At 71.5% G+C, this 17,974-nt stretch carries 16 protein-coding genes; 15 read left to right on the forward strand and 1 reads right to left on the reverse strand.

The window, feature by feature from the left end:
- Positions 1–151: 151 nt before the first annotated feature.
- From aroC to ABT127_RS09075, 9 genes are all read left to right on the forward strand, one after another.
- Entirely contained in the window at positions 152–1,336 is a 1,185-nt protein-coding gene (gene aroC, locus ABT127_RS09035) for a chorismate synthase (RefSeq protein WP_351446126.1), read from the forward strand.
- Positions 1,333–1,848: a shikimate kinase gene (locus ABT127_RS09040; RefSeq protein ID WP_351446128.1), complete on the forward strand. Its 516-nt coding sequence runs from the start codon at positions 1,333–1,335 to the stop codon at positions 1,846–1,848. The genes aroC and ABT127_RS09040 overlap by 4 nt, the downstream gene beginning before the upstream one ends.
- Positions 1,845–2,936, forward strand: coding sequence for a 3-dehydroquinate synthase (gene aroB / locus ABT127_RS09045; protein ID WP_351446130.1), 1,092 nt, complete (start codon positions 1,845–1,847; stop codon positions 2,934–2,936). The genes ABT127_RS09040 and aroB overlap by 4 nt, the downstream gene beginning before the upstream one ends.
- 134 nt (positions 2,937–3,070) lie before the next feature.
- The gene (locus ABT127_RS09050; protein ID WP_351446132.1) at positions 3,071–3,898 is read left to right on the forward strand and encodes a Pro-rich N-terminal domain-containing protein; all 828 of its coding nucleotides are present in this window, start codon (positions 3,071–3,073) and stop codon (positions 3,896–3,898) included.
- Between the two features lie 105 nt (positions 3,899–4,003).
- Positions 4,004–5,122 carry a M24 family metallopeptidase gene (locus ABT127_RS09055; protein ID WP_351446134.1) on the forward strand — a complete coding sequence of 373 codons (1,119 nt, stop codon included), beginning with the start codon at positions 4,004–4,006 and terminating at the stop codon, positions 5,120–5,122.
- 61 nt (positions 5,123–5,183) lie between these two features.
- A complete protein-coding gene (gene efp / locus ABT127_RS09060; RefSeq protein WP_111665655.1) occupies positions 5,184–5,750 on the forward strand; it encodes an elongation factor P in 567 nt (188 codons plus the stop codon).
- 2 nt (positions 5,751–5,752) lie between these two features.
- A complete protein-coding gene (gene nusB / locus ABT127_RS09065) occupies positions 5,753–6,187 on the forward strand; it encodes a transcription antitermination factor NusB (RefSeq protein WP_351446136.1) in 435 nt (144 codons plus the stop codon).
- Between the two features lie 102 nt (positions 6,188–6,289).
- Positions 6,290–7,660: an MFS transporter gene (locus tag ABT127_RS09070; protein WP_351446138.1), complete on the forward strand. Its 1,371-nt coding sequence runs from the start codon at positions 6,290–6,292 to the stop codon at positions 7,658–7,660.
- A gap of 46 nt (positions 7,661–7,706) precedes the next feature.
- Positions 7,707–9,146, forward strand: a complete 1,440-nt coding sequence (locus tag ABT127_RS09075) for a pyridoxal phosphate-dependent decarboxylase family protein (RefSeq protein WP_351446140.1) — start codon at positions 7,707–7,709, stop codon at positions 9,144–9,146.
- Positions 9,147–9,233: 87 nt separating this feature from the next.
- On the opposite strand, the gene bldD is transcribed toward ABT127_RS09075, so the two are convergent.
- Positions 9,234–9,734, reverse strand: coding sequence for a transcriptional regulator BldD (gene bldD / locus ABT127_RS09080; protein WP_093894511.1), 501 nt, complete (start codon positions 9,732–9,734; stop codon positions 9,234–9,236).
- Between the two features lie 243 nt (positions 9,735–9,977).
- Here bldD and pyrR point away from each other — a divergent pair, with 243 nt between their 5' ends.
- From pyrR to carB, 6 genes are all read left to right on the forward strand, one after another.
- Entirely contained in the window at positions 9,978–10,538 is a 561-nt protein-coding gene (gene pyrR, locus ABT127_RS09085) for a bifunctional pyr operon transcriptional regulator/uracil phosphoribosyltransferase PyrR (protein WP_351446142.1), read from the forward strand.
- A 102-nt stretch (positions 10,539–10,640) separates the two neighbouring features.
- Complete coding sequence (locus ABT127_RS09090) at positions 10,641–11,618, forward strand: aspartate carbamoyltransferase catalytic subunit (RefSeq protein WP_351446144.1); 978 nt, start codon at positions 10,641–10,643, stop codon at positions 11,616–11,618.
- Between the two features lie 5 nt (positions 11,619–11,623).
- Entirely contained in the window at positions 11,624–12,913 is a 1,290-nt protein-coding gene (locus ABT127_RS09095) for a dihydroorotase (RefSeq protein ID WP_351446146.1), read from the forward strand.
- Positions 12,910–13,482: a PH-like domain-containing protein gene (locus ABT127_RS09100; RefSeq protein ID WP_351446148.1), complete on the forward strand. Its 573-nt coding sequence runs from the start codon at positions 12,910–12,912 to the stop codon at positions 13,480–13,482. The genes ABT127_RS09095 and ABT127_RS09100 overlap by 4 nt, the downstream gene beginning before the upstream one ends.
- On the forward strand, positions 13,479–14,636 hold the full coding sequence (gene carA / locus ABT127_RS09105; protein ID WP_351446150.1) for a glutamine-hydrolyzing carbamoyl-phosphate synthase small subunit: 1,158 nt from the start codon (positions 13,479–13,481) through the stop codon (positions 14,634–14,636). The genes ABT127_RS09100 and carA overlap by 4 nt, the downstream gene beginning before the upstream one ends.
- The gene (gene carB / locus ABT127_RS09110) at positions 14,629–17,937 is read left to right on the forward strand and encodes a carbamoyl-phosphate synthase large subunit (protein ID WP_351446152.1); all 3,309 of its coding nucleotides are present in this window, start codon (positions 14,629–14,631) and stop codon (positions 17,935–17,937) included. Before carA ends, carB begins: the two co-directional genes overlap by 8 nt.
- Positions 17,938–17,974: the final 37 nt, after the last annotated feature.

Here is a 17,974-nt window from a genome sequence, read left to right on the forward strand (position 1 = left end):
TTCCCCGTCTCACCCCGCGTCCGCAGGGCGGACACGGGGACGAGTGCCCGGCCGGGCATGGGAGGATCAGAGGATGCGCGGTGGGCCGGACATGTGCCGTCCGGGGCCGCCCGCAGAGCCGTAACGCAGAGCGCGAGCATGAGGAGCACCGTTGAGCAGGTTGCGCTGGCTGACCGCGGGGGAGTCGCACGGACCCGCACTTGTCGCGACGCTGGAGGGGCTTCCCGCCGGCGTTCCGATCACCACGGAGATGGTGGCGGACCACCTGGCACGGCGGCGCCTCGGCTATGGCCGCGGCGCGCGGATGAAGTTCGAGCGGGACGAGGTCACCTTCCTGGGCGGCGTCCGGCACGGCCTGACCCTGGGCTCCCCGGTCGCGGTCATGGTGGGCAACACCGAGTGGCCGAAGTGGGAGCAGGTCATGGCGGCCGACCCCGTCGACCCCGAGATCCTCAAGGACCTCGCGCGCAACGCGCCGCTGACCCGCCCCCGCCCCGGCCACGCCGACCTGGCGGGCATGCAGAAGTACGGCTTCGACGAGGCGCGGCCGATCCTGGAGCGCGCCTCCGCGCGCGAGACCGCGGCCCGGGTCGCCCTCGGCGCGATCGCCCGGTCGTACCTGAAGGAGACGGCGGGCATCGAGATCGTCAGCCACGTCGTCGAGCTCTGCTCCGTCAAGGCCCCGCACGGCGTGTACCCGACGCCGGCCGACGTGGAGAAGCTGGACGCCGATCCGCTGCGCTGCCTGGACGCCGTCGCCTCGAAGGCGATGGTCGCCGAGGTCGACCAGGCCCACAAGGACGGCGACACCCTCGGCGGCGTCGTCGAGGTGCTGGCCTACGACGTGCCGGTGGGCCTCGGCTCGCACGTGCACTGGGACCGCAAGCTCGACGCCCGGCTCGCGGGCGCCCTCATGGGCATCCAGGCCATCAAGGGCGTCGAGATCGGCGACGGCTTCGACCTGGCCCGGGTGCCGGGCTCGCAGGCCCACGACGAGATCGTCAACACCGCCGAGGGCATCCGCCGCGTCTCCGGCCGCTCCGGCGGCACCGAGGGCGGCCTGACCACCGGTGAGCTGCTGCGGGTCCGCGCCGCGATGAAGCCGATCGCGACCGTGCCGCGCGCCCTGAAGACCGTCGACGTCGCCACCGGCGAGGCCGCGCAGGCCCACCACCAGCGCTCCGACGTCTCCGCCGTGCCGGCCGCCGGCATCGTCGCCGAGGCCATGGTCGCCCTCGTCCTCGCGGACGCCGTCGCCGAGAAGTTCGGCGGCGACAGCGTGCCCGAGACCCGGCGCAACGTGCGGTCCTACCTCGACAACCTCCAGATCCGGTGAGCGGGCCGAGGGTCGTCCTCGTCGGGCCCATGGGCGTGGGCAAGTCGACGGTGGGCGCGCTGCTCGCCGAGCGGCTCGGCTGCTCCTACCGGGACACCGACGACGACATCGTGAGCGCGCAGGGCCGGACCATCGCGGACATCTTCGTCGACGAGGGCGAGGCGAGCTTCCGCGCCATCGAGAAGGCGGCCGTCGCCACGGCGCTGGCCGGGCACGAGGGGGTCCTCGCGCTCGGCGGCGGGTCGATCCTCGACGCCGACACCCGGGCACTGCTCGAGGGACAGCCCGTGGTCTTCCTCTCGATGGACGTCGAGGAAGCCGTCAAGCGGACCGGTCTGAACGTGGCGAGGCCGCTGCTCGCCGTCAACCCGCGCAAGCAGTGGCGGGAGTTGATGGAGGCGCGCCGCCATCTGTACACCGAGGTCGCCCGGGTGGTCGTCGCCACCGACGGCCGCACACCCGACGAGGTCGCAGCGGCCGTCCTCGACGCACTGGAGCTGAAGCAGGCATGAGCGAGCAGATCACCCGTATCCAGGTCGGCGGCACCGCGGGCACCGACCCCTACGAGGTGCTGGTGGGCCGTCAGCTCCTGGGCGAGCTGGGCCAGTTGATCGGCGACCGGGTCAAGCGGGTGGCCATCGTGCACCCCGAGGCGCTGGCCGAGACCGGCGAGGCGCTCCGCGCCGACCTGGCCGACCAGGGCTTCGAGGCCGTCGCCATCCAGGTGCCGAACGCGGAGGAGGCCAAGACCGCCGAGGTCGCCGCCTACTGCTGGAAGGCGCTCGGCCAGTCGAACTTCACGCGCTCCGACGTCATCGTCGGCGTCGGCGGCGGTGCCACCACCGACCTCGCCGGGTTCGTGGCCGCGACCTGGCTGCGCGGAGTGCGCTGGATCGCCATCCCGACCACCGTGCTGGCCATGGTGGACGCGGCGGTCGGCGGCAAGACCGGCATCAACACCGCCGAGGGCAAGAACCTCGTGGGCTCCTTCCACCCGCCGGCCGGCGTCCTGTGCGACCTGGCCGCCCTCGACTCGCTCCCGGTCAACGACTACGTGTCCGGGCTCGCCGAGGTCATCAAGGCCGGGTTCATCGCCGACGAGCGGATCCTGGAGCTGGTGGAGGAGGACCCGCAGGCGGCACGGACGCCCGCCGGGCCGCACACCTCCGAGCTGATCGAGCGTGCCATCAAGGTCAAGGCCGAGGTGGTCTCCTCCGACCTCAAGGAGTCGGGCCTGCGCGAGATCCTCAACTACGGTCACACGCTCGCCCACGCCATCGAGAAGAACGAGCGCTACAAGTGGCGGCACGGCGCGGCCGTCTCCGTCGGCATGCACTTCGCCGCCGAACTCGGGCGTCTGGCGGGCCGGCTGGACGACGCGACCGCCGACCGGCACCGCACCGTCCTGGAGTCGGTGGGGCTGCCGCTGTCGTACCGCTACGACCAGTGGCCCAAGCTGCTGGAGACGATGAAGGTCGACAAGAAGTCCCGCGGCGACCTGCTGCGCTTCATCGTCCTCGACGGCCTCGGCAAGCCCACCGTCCTGGAGGGCCCGGACCCCGCCGTCCTGCTCGCCGCCTACGGTGAAGTGGCCGAATAGCCACGCTCGTTGAGGGCCGGGCACTTTGCGGCCGCCCGGGCCGTTCACACAACGACGGCCCGGGACGGTACCGTTCGATAGCGCTCGGTTCGCCGACGCCTCCCTGACGGTTGTACGAGACGGAGTGGCACCGGATGCAGCACGCAGTGGGGTCTCCGCTGCCACCGCCCCATCAGCCGGGGCACGGCCCGGGCCCGGGCCCGGCCACCGCCGGGAGCCCGGCGCAGCAGCAGCCCGGCGCGCCCGGTTTCACCGGCGCCCCGCACCACCCGCCCGCCCCGCCGCCGCACCCGTATCCGCCGGTGCCGCCGCACCGGGACACCACGGGACACGTGCAGCTCCCGCCCGGCGGCCCGGTCGCCGTGCCGAGCCCGCCGCCCGCACAGGCACCGGCCGACCCGGGCGCCATCACCCTCGCCGTCCTGCTGATCGGCCCCGCGGGCGCCGGCAAGACCAGCGTCGCCAAGTACTGGGCGGAGTGCCGCCGGGTGCCCACGGCGCACATCAGCCTGGACGACGTACGGGAATGGGTGCGGTCCGGATTCGCCGACCCGCAGTCCGGGTGGAACGACCACAGCGAGGCCCAGTACCGGCTGGCCCGCCGCACCTGCGGCTTCGCCGCGCGCAACTTCCTGGCGAACGGGATCTCGTGCATTCTCGACGACGCCGTCTTCCCCGACCGGCCGGTCGTCGGCCTCGGTGGCTGGAAGCGGCACGTGGGGCCCGGGCTGCTGCCCGTCGTGCTGCTGCCGGGCCTGGAGATCGTCCTGGAGCGCAACGCCCAGCGCAGCGGCAACCGCCGGCTGACCGACGAAGAGGTCGCCCGCATCCACGGCCGCATGGCCGGCTGGTACGGCTCGGGCCTGCCGATCATCGACAATTCCCAGCTCGACGTGGCCGGCACCGCGCAGGTGCTCGACGACGTGCTCGCCCGGGCCATCGCCAGCCCGCCCCAGTGGTGAATCGTCACCCCTGAGCCACTCCGGTCCCCTGGAGAACGTACGTCCCGTCCCCGTCCGGACGCGCTGAACCGGCCGGGTCGCGCGCCCGCTCGTACGCTCGGCCTCATGGCAGAGGTGTACGCGGCCCGACGGGACCGGCTGAGAGAGCGTGCGGCAGCGGGCGGCAGTGCGGCCGCCCTGGTGTCGCGGCCCGCCAATGTCCGCTATCTCGCCGGAGCGGCGCCGCACGGCGCGGTGCTCCTGCTGGGCCGGGAGCCCGGCGGCGGCGAGGACGTGCTGCTGTGCGGGCGCCCGCCCAGCGGGCAGACCGCGGAGGGCCGGGCCGACGAGGATCTGCGGGTGCAGGTGCTGTCCGCGCCCGCCGGGGACGCGGCCGTCGCCGCCGCGGACGTGGCCGCCGCCCGGGGCGCCGACTCGCTCGCCGTCGAGGAGCACCATCTGACGGTGGCCCGGCACCGGGCGCTCGGCTCGGTCGCCCCCGGGCTGCGGCTCGCCGATCTCAACCGGGCCGTCGAGCAGCTGCGCCTGGTCAAGGACGCGGAGGAGCTCTCCTGTCTGCGGATCGCCGCGGAGATCGCCGACCAGGCGCTGGGCGAACTCCTCGAATCGATCCTCGTGGGCCGCACCGAGCGGCATCTCGCCCTGGAGCTGGAACGTCGACTTGTCGATCACGGCGCCGACGGCCCCGCCTTCCCCACCTCGGTCGGCACCGGACCGAACTCCGGGCGCGGCGGGCACCGGCCCGGCGACCGCAGGGTCGAGGAGGGAGATTTCCTCTCCGTCTGCCTGGGCGCCACCTACCGCGGCTACCGCTGCGAGATCGGCCGCACCTTCGTCATCGGGACCTCGCCCGCCGACTGGCAGATCGACCTCTACGACCTGGTCTTCGCCGCTCAGCGGGCCGGCCGGGAGAGCCTGGCGCCGGGCGTGGAGTGCCGGGAAGCGGACCGGGCCGCCCGTCAGGTACTGGACGCCGCAGGGTATGGTGACGGACTCGCGCAGCTGACCGGACACGGGGTGGGACTCGAAATCGAAGAGGACCCGCAGTTGGCCCCCGCCGCCATGGGTAAACTTGACGCTTGTGTGCCGGTCACCGTCGAACCGGGGGTCCACCTCCCGGGCCGGGGCGGCGTCCGGATCGATGACACGCTCGTCGTCCGCCCCGAGGCGGACGGCGGACCCGAGCTACTCACCATCACGACCAAGGAGCTGCTCGCGCTCTAGCCCCGTAGGGCTGGGCGCGGGACCCGGGGTCGTCCACGTCAGTCCAGGAGATTCCGCAACCGTGGCTTCCACGAACGACCTCAAGAACGGCCTGGTGCTCAAGCTCGACGGGGGCCAGCTCTGGTCCGTCGTCGAGTTCCAGCACGTCAAGCCCGGCAAGGGCCCTGCCTTCGTGCGCACCAAGCTCAAGAACGTGCTCTCCGGCAAGGTCGTCGACAAGACGTTCAACGCCGGCGTCAAGGTCGAGACGGCCACTGTCGACAAGCGCGACATGCAGTTCTCGTACATGGACGGCGAGTACTTCGTCTTCATGGACATGGAGACCTACGACCAGCTCATGGTCGACCGCAAGGCCGTCGGCGACGCCGCCAACTTCCTGATCGAGGGCTTCACCGCCACGGTCGCCCAGCACGAGGGCGAGGTGCTCTTCGTCGAGCTGCCGGCCGCCGTCGAGCTGGTCGTCAAGGAGACCGAGCCGGGCGTCCAGGGCGACCGGTCCACCGGTGGCACCAAGCCCGCCACGCTGGAGACGGACCACCAGATCCAGGTCCCGCTCTTCATCACCACGGGCGAGAAGATCAAGGTCGACACCCGTGACAGCAGCTACCTCGGCCGGGTGAACAGCTAACCGTGGCCGCCCGTAACACGGCCCGCAAGCGAGCCTTCCAGATCCTCTTCGAGGCCGACCAGCGCGGCGCCGACGTCGTCACGGTGCTCGCCGACTGGGTCAAGAACTCGCACAGCGACCCGCAGCAGCCGCCGGTCAGCGAGTACACGATGGAGCTGGTCGAGGGGTACGCCCCCAAGGCGCGCCGGATCGACGACCTGATCTCGCAGTACGCCGTCGACTGGACCCTCGACCGGATGCCCGTCGTCGACCGCAACATCCTGCGGCTCGGCGCGTACGAGCTGATCTGGGTCGACGGGACCCCGGACGCCGTGGTGCTCGACGAGGCCGTCTCCCTGGCCAAGGAGTTCTCCACCGACGAGTCCCCGGCGTTCATCAACGGACTTCTGGCCCGCTTCAAGGACCTGAAGCCGTCGCTGCGCCGCGACGAGGCATAAAAGCCGCAGTCGATCAGCAAGCTCGCAGGCCCGAAGCAGAACCTGAACATTGTTCTGCTTCGGGCCTGGTGCGTTCCGGGGGATCCTGCGTAAGTTCTCGCCATGTCCCCAACAGGCCTCTCCGCCCGGGTCCGGATCGGCTACGGCCTCGGCTCCTTCGCCACCGGCACCTTCGGTACCGTCCCCGGTCTGCTGCTGCTCTACTACCTGACCGACGTCCTCGGCGTCGGCGCGGGCCTCGCCGGACTCCTGGTCTTCCTGCCCAAGGCGTGGGACGTGCTGCTCAACCCGTGGATCGGCAGCCTCTCCGACCGCAGCACCCGCTCCCGTTTCGGCCCGCGCCGCTCCTGGATGCTGCTCGGGGCCGTCACCATGCCGCTCTGCTTCGCCGCCATGTTCGCGGCGCCCGGCGGCCTCGAAGGCGGGCCCGCCGCCGCGTACGTCGCCGTGCTCTTCCTGCTGACGGCCTCCGCGTACGCCTTCTTCCAGGTCCCGTACGTCGCGCTGCCCGCGGAACTCACCGCCGACCCCGACGAGCGCGCCCGCGTGATGTCCTGGCGCGTCGCCTTCCTCGCCGTGGCGATCCTGCTGTCGGGCGCCGTCGCTCCGGTGCTCGCGGGCTCCACGGCCGACGACCGGGGGAGTGCGGGCGGCTACCGGCTGATGGGCCTGGTGATCGGCGCGGTCCTCGCATGCGGGATGCTCGCCGCCGTGGGCGCGACGGCCGGGACCCGGACCGTCATCCGCACCACCAGCGAGCCCGGCCTGCGGGCCCAACTGCGCGCCGCCCGCGGCAACGCGCCCTTCTTCTGGCTGCTCGCCGCCTTCGTGGTGCAGGCCGCCGCGACCGGCCTGATGCTCGCGGGCACCCAGTACTTCGCCACGTACATCCTGGACCGGCCGAGCGCCACGACCGTCCTCTTCGCCTGCCTCATCGTGCCGTCGCTGCTCGCGATGCCGCTGTGGCTGGCCGTCGGCCGCCGGGGCGGCAAGCGCGACGCGGCCATCGGCGCCTCGCTCTGCTTCCTCGTCGGCGCGCTGGGCGCGGCTGCGGGAAGACACCTGCCCGACGCGCTGATCTACGCTTCCGTGGCCCTGGCCGGCATCGGGTACGCGGGCATGCAGATGCTGCCGCTCGCCATGCTCGGCGACGCGATCGCCGCCGACGCGTACACCAGCGGACGGCGCCGGGCGGGCGTCTTCACCGGACTGTGGACCGCGGGCGAGACGCTCGGACTCGCCCTGGGGCCCGGCCTGTTCGGGCTCGTGCTCTCGCTCGGCGGCTTCGTCTCCTCCGACGCCGACCACCGGGTGGCCCAGCCCGGCTCGGCGCTCACCGCGATCGTGACCGGCTTCGGCGTGCTGCCCGCCGTGCTGCTCCTCCTGAGCCTTCCGCTGCTGGCCCGCTACCGGCTCACCGAGGCCGGGCTGACCCGCCTGCGGGACGCGGCCGAGACGCGTTCCGCCGCCTGACCCCTTCCGGCAGTGCCATCGCCCCGTACGACGAGGAGAGTCCCGCATGAGTACCGATCACGACGCGATCCTGGAGCGTCTCGCCGAGCTGCGGTCGGGCGACCTGCCCGTGCGCGGCGGACGCACCATGGCCTACGTCTACGACTCCGGGCTCGACGGCCTCGAAGAGCTCGGAGTCGCCGCGCAGGCCGCCTTCGCCGGAGTCAACGGACTCGACATGACGGCCTTCCCGAGCGTCGTCGAGCTGGAGAACGACCTGGTGCGGCGCGCCACCGCGCTGCTCGGCGGGGGAGCGGGCACCTTCACCAGCGGCGGCACCGAGAGCTGCCTCCTCGCCGTACTGACGGCCCGCCAGCACGCGTGCAGGACACGGGGGGTGACCCGTCCCGAGCTGGTCCTCCCGGACACCGCGCACGCGGCGTTCCACAAGGCGGCCGAGCTCTTCGGTCTCGACGTGGTGACCGTGCCCGTCGATCCGGCCACCTTCAAGGTGCGCCCCGCCGACGTCGCGGCGGCGATCACCGAGCACACGGCCCTGGTCGTCGTCTCCGCCCCTTCGTACGCGCACGGTGTCGTCGACCCGGTCGCCGAGGTCGCCGCCCTGGCCGCGCGGCGCGGGGTCCTCTGCCATGTCGACGCCTGCATCGGCGGCTGGTACCTGGGCCACCTCAGGCGCGCGGCGGACGCCCCGGACGTCCCCGACTTCGACCTCACCGTCCCGGGCGTCACCTCGCTCTCCGTCGATCTGCACAAGTACGGCTACGCGGCGAAGGGCGCCTCGCTGCTGCTCTTCGCGGACGCCGAGCTGCGCCGCCACGGATGGTTCGCGCACGCCTCCTGGCCCGGCTATCCCGTCGTCAACTCCACCCTCCAGGGCACCAAGTCCGCCGGACCGCTCGCCGCGGCCTGGGCGGTGACCGAGCGCGTCGGGACCGATGGTTACACCGCGCTGTCGACGCGCGTACACCGCACGACCCTCGACCTCGCCGACGGTGTTCGGGCCATCGACGGTCTGCGACTGCTCGCCCGGCCCGAGGCGTCGCTCATCGCGGTCGCCTCGGACGACCCGGAGGTGGATGTCTTCGTCGTGGCGGACGAGATGCGCGAGAGCGGCTGGTACCTCCAGCCACAGCCGGCCTTCGGATCCTCGCCGGCCAATCTGCATCTGACGGTGACGGCGGCGGTCGCGGACGAGGCGACCGTGCGGCTGCTCCTCGGCGAGCTGGAGAAGGCCGTGGGACGGGCGCGGGCGGCCGGTCCGGTGCGGGTCGATCCGGCGATCGTCGAGGCCGCGGCCTCGCTGGACCCGGACGCGCTGACACCCGAGGAGGTCGAGATCGCGCTGGCTCTCGCGGGCGTGGGGGAGGGCGGGGTGCTGCCGCGGCGGATGGCACCGGTCCTCGCGGTCCTCCAGGCGCTGCCGCCGAAACTGAGCGAGCGGCTGCTGCCCGAGGTCATCGGGCGGCTGTACAAGGCGGGGCAGTGACGCCCGAGGGGCGGAGCCGGTCGGCTCCGCCCCTCGGTGTGACGTTTCTTCTGATAACCCTCAGCGGGTCCGCCGGACGGGTCCGGATCAGGCCTCTTCGTGGGCCACGGCGCGGCGCGCGTCGGCGTCGAGCACGCCCCAGCTGATCAGCTGCTCGGTCAGGACCGAGGGCGACTGGTCGTAGATGACCGCGAGCGTGCGCAGGTCGTCCTGGCGGATCGACAGCACCTTGCCGTTGTAGTCACCGCGCTGCGACTGGATCGTGGCGGCGTAGCGCTGCAGCGGGCCCGCCTTCTCCGGCGGCACGTGGGCCAGCCGCTCAAGGTCGAGAACCAGCTTCGGCGGCGGCTCGGCGGCACCGCCCGGGGTGGTGCCCGGAAGCAGCTCCTGAACCGGCACGCCGTAGAAGTCCGCCAGCTCGGCGAGGCGCTGCACGGTCACGGCACGGTCGCCGCGCTCGTACGAACCGACCACGACCGCCTTCCAGCGGCCCTGGGACTTCTCCTCGACACCGTGGAGGGAAAGGCCCTGCTGGGTACGGATCGCGCGGAGCTTCGCCCCGAGCTGTTTGGCGTATTCGCTGGACATATAGCTCCCCGGACACTGCATCACTTAGCGGCTGCGCCGCGTGGCTGGTAACTCACTGTGAGGTTACGCAGCGTTACTTGGCCGCGTCAAGCCGAATGGTCCGTACCGACCATCTCCCGAATCCGGCGTTCTCGCACCTTCAGGCGGGTGATCAGCGGTGTTGCGGGCCTGGTAGTGTGGATGGCGCAATTCCGACGTCCTTTAAGGTCCGTCCCGTGAGGCGGAGAAGGGGGTCCGTTTCGTATGGACACACAGAATTCCGATGCCCGGTCCGTTCTCGAAGGCCCTGACATCGCGCGGGTACTGACCCGTATCGCCCACGAGATCGTCGAGCGCGCCAAGGGTGCCGAGGACGTGGTCCTCCTGGGCATTCCCACGCGGGGCGTCTTCCTCGCCCGCCGCCTGGCCGACAAGCTCGAAGAGATCACCGGCCGCGCCATTCCCGTCGGCTCGCTCGACATCACGATGTACCGCGACGACCTGCGGATGCACCCGCCGCGCGCGCTGGCCCGTACCGACATCCCCGCCGAGGGCATCGACGGCCGGCTCGTCGTGCTCGTCGACGATGTGCTCTTCTCGGGCCGCACCATCCGCGCCGCCCTCGACGCGCTGAACGACATCGGACGCCCGCGCGCCGTGCAGCTCGCGGTCCTCGTCGACCGCGGCCACCGCGAACTGCCGATCCGCGCCGACTACGTCGGCAAGAACCTCCCCACGTCGCTGCGGGAGGCGGTCAAGGTCCAGCTCGCCGAGGAGGACGGCCGCGACGCCGTGCTGCTCGGCGCCAAGCCGGCCGAGCAGTAGCCACCTCTCCTGCCGTACGTGTGCCACGTACGGCGAGACAGGTGCGCCCGCGCGCGCCCGTATGCCCCGAAACGTCCTGAACTTCCTTACGGAGCACCCCCGATGATGCGACACCTCATCTCGGCCGCCGACCTCACCCGCGACGACGCCGTCCTCATCCTCGACACCGCCGAGGAGATGGCGCGGGTCGCCGACCGGCCCATCAAGAAACTGCCCGCCCTGCGCGGCCGGACCATCTGCAACCTCTTCTTCGAGGACTCGACGCGGACGCGGATCTCGTTCGAGGCCGCCGAGAAGCGCCTGTCCGCCGACGTCATCAACTTCGCCGCCAAGGGCTCCAGCGTCTCCAAGGGCGAGTCCCTGAAGGACACCGCCCAGACGCTCGAGGCCATGGGCGTCGACGCGGTCGTCATCCGGCACAGCGCCTCCGGCGCCCCGTACCGGCTCGCGACCTCCGGCTGGATCGACGCCCCCGTCATCAACGCCGGCGACGGCACCCACCAGCACCCCACCCAGGCGCTGCTCGACGCCTTCACCATGCGCCGCCGCCTGGTCGGCCGGGACGCCGGGATCGGGCAGGGCCTGGACGGCAAGCGCGTCACCCTCGTCGGCGACGTCCTGCACAGCCGCGTCGCCCGCTCCAACGTCGACCTGCTGCACACGCTCGGCGCCGAGGTCACCCTCGTCGCGCCGCCCACCCTGCTGCCGGTCGGCGTCGAGTCCTGGCCCTGCGAGGTCAGCTACGACCTGGACAGCACGCTGCCGAAGACCGACGCCGTGATGATGCTCCGCGTGCAGCGCGAGCGCATGAACGCCGCGTTCTTCCCGACCGAGCGCGAGTACAGCCGCCGCTACGGCCTCGACGGCGACCGCATGGCGAGGATGCCGGAGCACGCCATCGTGATGCACCCGGGCCCGATGGTCCGCGGCATGGAGATCACCGCCGAGGTCGCCGACTCCGAGCGCTGCACGGTCGTCGAACAGGTCGCCAACGGGGTCCACACCCGGATGGCCGTCCTCTACCTGCTTCTGGGCGGCAACGAGCCCGCCGTCACGCACACCCGTACCGAGGGGAACTGAACGACATGAGCAAGATCCTGATCCGTGGTGCGAAGGTGCTCGGCGGCGAGCCGCAGGACGTCCTGATCGACGGAGCCGTCATCGCCGAGGTCGGCACCGGCCTCAGCACCGAGGGCGTCGAGACCGTCGTCGAGGCCGGGGGCAAGGTGCTCCTGCCGGGCCTCGTCGACCTCCACACCCACCTGCGCGAGCCGGGCCGCGAGGACTCCGAGACCGTCCTGACCGGCACGCAGGCCGCCGCCTCCGGTGGCTACACCGCCGTCTTCGCCATGGCCAACACCTTCCCCGTCGCCGACACCGCCGGCGTCGTCGAGCAGGTCTACCGGCTCGGCCAGGAGCACGGCTACTGCGACGTGCAGCCCATCGGTGCCGTCACGGTCGGCCTGGAGGGCAGCAAGCTCGCCGAGCTCGGCGCCATGCACGAGTCCGCCGCGGGCGTCACCGTCTTCTCCGACGACGGCAAGTGCGTCCACGACGCCGTGATCATGCGCCGCGCCCTGGAGTACGTGAAGGCCTTCGGCGGCGTCGTCGCCCAGCACGCGCAGGAGCCCCGGCTCACCGAGGGCGCCCAGATGAACGAGGGCACCGTCTCCGCCGAGCTGGGCCTGGGCGGCTGGCCCGCCGTCGCCGAGGAATCGATCATCGCCCGGGACGTCCTGCTCGCCGAGCACGTCGGCTCCCGCGTCCACATCTGCCACCTGTCGACCGCGGGCAGCGTCGAGATCGTCCGCTGGGCCAAGTCCCGCGGCATCGACGTCACCGCCGAGGTCACCCCGCACCACCTGCTCCTCACCGACGAGCTGGTGCGCTCGTACAACCCGGTGTACAAGGTGAACCCGCCGCTGCGCACCGAGAAGGACGTCATGGCGCTGCGCGAGGCGCTGGCCGACGGCACCATCGACATCGTCGCCACCGACCACGCCCCGCACCCGCACGAGGACAAGGACTGCGAGTGGGCCGCCGCCGCCATGGGCATGGTCGGCCTGGAGACCGCGCTGAGCGTGGTCCAGCAGACGATGGTCGAGACGGGCCTGCTCGACTGGGCGGGCGTCGCGGACCGGATGTCCGTCAAGCCCGCCGAGATCGGGCAGGCGGCCGGCCACGGACGCCCCGTCTCGGCAGGTGAGCCCGCCAACCTGGTTCTGGTCGACGCCGACTACCGTGGAGACGTTGACCCCGCGGGCTTCGCCTCCCGCAGCCGCAACACCCCGTACGAGGGCCGTGAGCTGCCGGGGCGCGTCACCCACACCTGGCTGCGGGGCAAGGCCACCCTCGCCGACGGGAAGCTCGCGTGACACCTCTGCTGCACCTGGCCGCCGAACAGAAGTCGGCGGACGTGACCGACTGGCCCGACCGGATCGGCTGGATCGTCGGACTGCTGCTCTTCATCGCGCTCGTCTACTGGCTGATGCGCCAGGGCTGGAAGTGGCGCGGCACGCTCCAGAGCGACCTGCCGCCGCTGCCCGCCGCGCCGAGTGAGCGGGGCCCGGCGAAACTGGAGCTGAGCGGCCGCTACCACGGCTCGACCACGGCCGGGCAGTGGCTCGACCGCATCGTGGCGCACGGCCTCGGTACCCGCAGCCGCGTCGAGCTGACGCTGACGGACGAGGGCCTGGACGTCGTACGCCCCGGAGCGGCCGACTTCTTCGTCCCGGCGCAGGCGCTGCGCGAGGCCAGGCTCGACAAGGGCATCGCCGGCAAGGTGCTCACGGAGGGCGGTCTGCTGATCGTCACCTGGGCGCACGGCGACAAGCTGATCGACTCCGGCTTCCGCTCCGACCAGGCGGCCGAGCAGGCCGAGTGGGTCACCACCATCAACAACATGATCAACACGCCCATCACGACGGAAGGCACCGCACGATGACCACCTCACAGCAGGGGAGTCCCTCGAAGAGGACAAAGGTGCTTCCCGCCGTTCTCGTCCTGGAGGACGGCCGCGTGTTCCGCGGCCGCGCCTACGGGGCCGTGGGGGAGACCTTCGGCGAGGCCGTGTTCTCCACCGGCATGACCGGCTACCAGGAGACCCTCACCGACCCGTCGTACGACCGCCAGATCGTGGTCGCCACCGCCCCGCAGATCGGCAACACGGGCTGGAACGACGAGGACGACGAGTCGAGCCGCATCTGGGTCTCGGGCTACGTCGTGCGCGACCCCGCCCGCATCCCGTCGAACTGGCGCTCGCGGCGCTCGCTCGACGACGAGCTGGTCGCCCAGAGCATCGTCGGCATCAGCGGCGTCGACACCCGCGCCCTCACCCGCCACCTGCGCGAGCGCGGCTCCATGCGCTCCGGCATCTTCTCCGGCGAGACGCTCCCGGCCGACGCCGAGCTCGTCGCGAAGGTCCAGGCGCAGCCGCAGATGAAGGGCGCGAGCCTGTACGAGGAGGTCGCCACCAAGGAGGCCTACGTCGTCCCGGCGGTCGGCGAGAAGAAGTTCACCGTCGCCGCCGTCGACCTCGGCATCAAGGGCATGACCCCGCACCGCATGGCCGAGCGCGGCATCGAGGTGCACGTGCTGCCCGCCACGGCGACCGTCGACGACGTCTACGCCGTCGGCCCCGACGGGGTGTTCTTCTCCAACGGCCCGGGCGACCCGGCCACCGCCGAGGGCCCGGTCGCGCTGATGACCGCCGTCCTGGAGCGGAAGACGCCGCTGTTCGGCATCTGCTTCGGCAACCAGATCCTCGGCCGCGCCCTCGGCTTCGGCACGTACAAGCTGAAGTACGGCCACCGCGGCATCAACCAGCCGGTGCAGGACCGCACCACCGGCAAGGTCGAGGTCACCGCGCACAACCACGGCTTCGCCGTGGACGCGCCGCTCGACAAGGTGAGCGAGACGACGTTCGGCCGCGCCGAGGTCTCGCACGTCTGCCTGAACGACCAGGTCGTCGAAGGCCTCCAGCTGCTCGACCAGCCGGCCTTCTCCGTCCAGTACCACCCGGAGGCGGCGGCCGGTCCCCACGACGCCGCCTACCTGTTCGACCGTTTCGTCTCCCTGATGGAGGGCCAGCGTGCCTAAGCGCTCCGATATCCAGTCCGTCCTGGTCATCGGCTCGGGCCCGATCGTCATCGGCCAGGCCGCCGAGTTCGACTACTCCGGCACCCAGGCGTGCCGCGTCCTGAAGTCCGAGGGCCTGCGGGTCATCCTCGTGAACTCCAACCCGGCGACGATCATGACCGACCCGGAGATCGCCGACGCCACGTACGTCGAGCCGATCACCCCCGAGTTCGTCGAGAAGATCATCGCCAAGGAGCGCCCCGACGCGCTCCTCCCGACCCTCGGCGGTCAGACGGCCCTCAACACGGCCATCTCCATGCACGAGCAGGGCGTCCTGGAGAAGTACGGCGTCGAGCTGATCGGCGCCAACGTCGAGGCGATCAACAAGGGCGAGGACCGCGACCTCTTCAAGGGCGTCGTGGAAGAGGTCCGCAAGAAGATCGGCCACGGCGAGTCCGCCCGCTCGGTCATCTGCCACTCCATGGACGACGTGCTCAAGGGCGTCGACACGCTCGGCGGCTACCCCGTCGTCGTCCGCCCCTCCTTCACCATGGGCGGCGCCGGCTCCGGCTTCGCGCACGACGAGGAGGAGCTGCGCCGCATCGCCGGCCAGGGCCTCACGCTCTCCCCGACCACCGAGGTGCTCCTGGAGGAGTCCATCCTCGGCTGGAAGGAGTACGAGCTGGAGCTGATGCGCGACAAGAACGACAACGTCGTGGTCGTCTGCTCCATCGAGAACTTCGACCCGATGGGCGTCCACACCGGCGACTCGATCACCGTCGCGCCCTCGATGACGCTCACCGACCGCGAGTACCAGCGGCTGCGCGACATCGGCATCGCGATCATCCGCGAGGTCGGCGTCGACACCGGCGGCTGCAACATCCAGTTCGCGATCAACCCCGACGACGGCCGTGTCATCGTCATCGAGATGAACCCGCGCGTCTCGCGCTCCTCGGCGCTCGCCTCCAAGGCGACCGGCTTCCCGATCGCGAAGATCGCCGCGAAGCTGGCCGTCGGCTACACGCTCGACGAGATCCCCAACGACATCACCGAGAAGACGCCGGCCTCCTTCGAGCCGACGCTCGACTACGTGGTCGTCAAGGCCCCGCGGTTCGCCTTCGAGAAGTTCCCGAGCGCCGACTCCACGCTGACCACGACCATGAAGTCGGTCGGCGAGGCCATGGCCATCGGCCGCAACTTCACCGAGGCGTTCCAGAAGGCGCTGCGCTCCCTGGAGAAGAAGGGCAGCCAGTTCACCTTCGTGGGCCCGGTCGGCGACAAGACCGCGCTCCTCGAAGAGGCCGTGCGCCCGACCGACGGCCGGATCAACACCGTCATGGACGCGATCCGCGCCGGTGCCACGCCCGAGGAGATCTTCGACTACACGAAGATCGACCCGTGGTTCGTCGACCAGCTGTTCCTGATCAAGGAGGTCGCCGACGAGCTCGCGGCCGCCGAGCGCCTCGACGCGTCCCTGCTCGCCGAGGCCAAGCGGCACGGCTTCTCCGACCACCAGATCGCCGAGATCCGCGGCCTGCGCGAGGACGTCGTCCGCGAGGTCCGGCACGCGCTCGGCGTCCGCCCGGTCTACAAGACGGTCGACACCTGCGCCGCCGAGTTCGCCGCGAAGACCCCGTACTTCTACTCCTCGTACGACGAGGAGTCCGAGGTCGCGCAGCGCACCAAGCCCGCCGTGATCATCCTGGGCTCCGGCCCGAACCGCATCGGCCAGGGCATCGAGTTCGACTACTCCTGCGTCCACGCCTCCTTCGCGCTCAGCGACGCGGGCTACGAGACCGTGATGGTCAACTGCAACCCGGAGACGGTCTCCACGGACTACGACACCTCCGACCGCCTGTACTTCGAGCCGCTGACGCTGGAAGACGTGCTGGAGATCGTGCACGCCGAGTCCCTCGCGGGCCCGATCGCGGGCGTCATCGTGCAGCTCGGAGGCCAGACCCCGCTGGGCCTCGCCCAGGCGCTCAAGGACAACGGCGTGCCCGTCGTCGGCACCTCCCCGGAGGCGATCCACGCCGCCGAGGACCGCGGCGCCTTCGGCCGGGTGCTCGCCGAGGCCGGTCTGCCCGCGCCCAAGCACGGCACCGCCACCACCTTCGCCGAGGCCAAGGCCATCGCCGACGAGATCGGCTACCCGGTCCTCGTCCGCCCGTCGTACGTGCTCGGCGGCCGCGGCATGGAGATCGTCTACGACGAGACCCGCCTGTCCGCGTACATCGAGGAGTCCACCGAGATCAGCCCCTCGCGGCCGGTCCTCGTGGACCGCTTCCTCGACGACGCCATCGAGATCGACGTCGACGCCCTCTACGACGGCGAGGAGCTGTACCTCGGCGGCGTCATGGAGCACATCGAGGAGGCCGGCATCCACTCCGGCGACTCGGCGTGCGCCCTGCCCCCGATCACCCTCGGCGGCTACGACATCAAGCGCCTGCGCGTCTCGACCGAGGCCATCGCCAAGGGCGTCGGCGTGCGCGGCCTGATCAACATCCAGTTCGCGATGGCGGGAGACATCCTCTACGTCCTGGAGGCCAACCCGCGCGCCTCGCGCACCGTCCCCTTCACCTCGAAGGCGACCGCGGTGCCGCTCGCGAAGGCCGCCGCCCGCATCTCGCTGGGCGCCACCGTCGCCGAGCTGCGCGCCGAGGGCCTGCTCCCGAAGAACGGCGACGGCGGCACCCTGCCGCTGGACGCGCCGATCTCCGTCAAGGAGGCCGTCATGCCGTGGTCGCGGTTCCGCGACATCCACGGCCGCGGCGTCGACACGGTCCTCGGCCCGGAGATGCGCTCCACCGGCGAGGTCATGGGCATCGACTCCGTCTTCGGCACGGCCTACGCCAAGTCGCAGGCGGGCGCCTACGGTCCGCTGCCGACCAAGGGCCGCGCGTTCATCTCCGTCGCCAACCGCGACAAGCGTTCGATGATCTTCCCGGCGCGCGAGCTCGTCGCCCACGGCTTCGAGCTGATGGCCACCTCCGGCACCGCCGAGGTCCTCAAGCGCAACGGCATCAACGCCACCGTCGTGCGCAAGCAGTCCGAGGGCGAGGGCCCGAACGGCGAGAAGACGATCGTCCAGCTCATCCACGACGGTGACGTCGACCTGATCGTCAACACGCCGTACGGCACCGGCGGCCGCCTCGACGGCTACGAGATCCGCACGGCCGCCGTCGCCCGCTCCGTGCCCTGCCTGACCACGGTCCAGGCCCTCGCGGCCGCCGTCCAGGGCATCGACGCGCTCAACCACGGCGACGTGGGCGTCAGCTCACTGCAGGAACACGCGGAACACCTGACCGCGGCCCGCGACTAGCAGCCCAAGAGGGGGACACCACAACGGTGTCCCCCTC

The organism is Streptomyces sp. NPDC001904 (genome assembly GCF_040297005.1).
Taxonomy (GTDB): Bacteria; Actinomycetota; Actinomycetes; order Streptomycetales; family Streptomycetaceae; genus Streptomyces.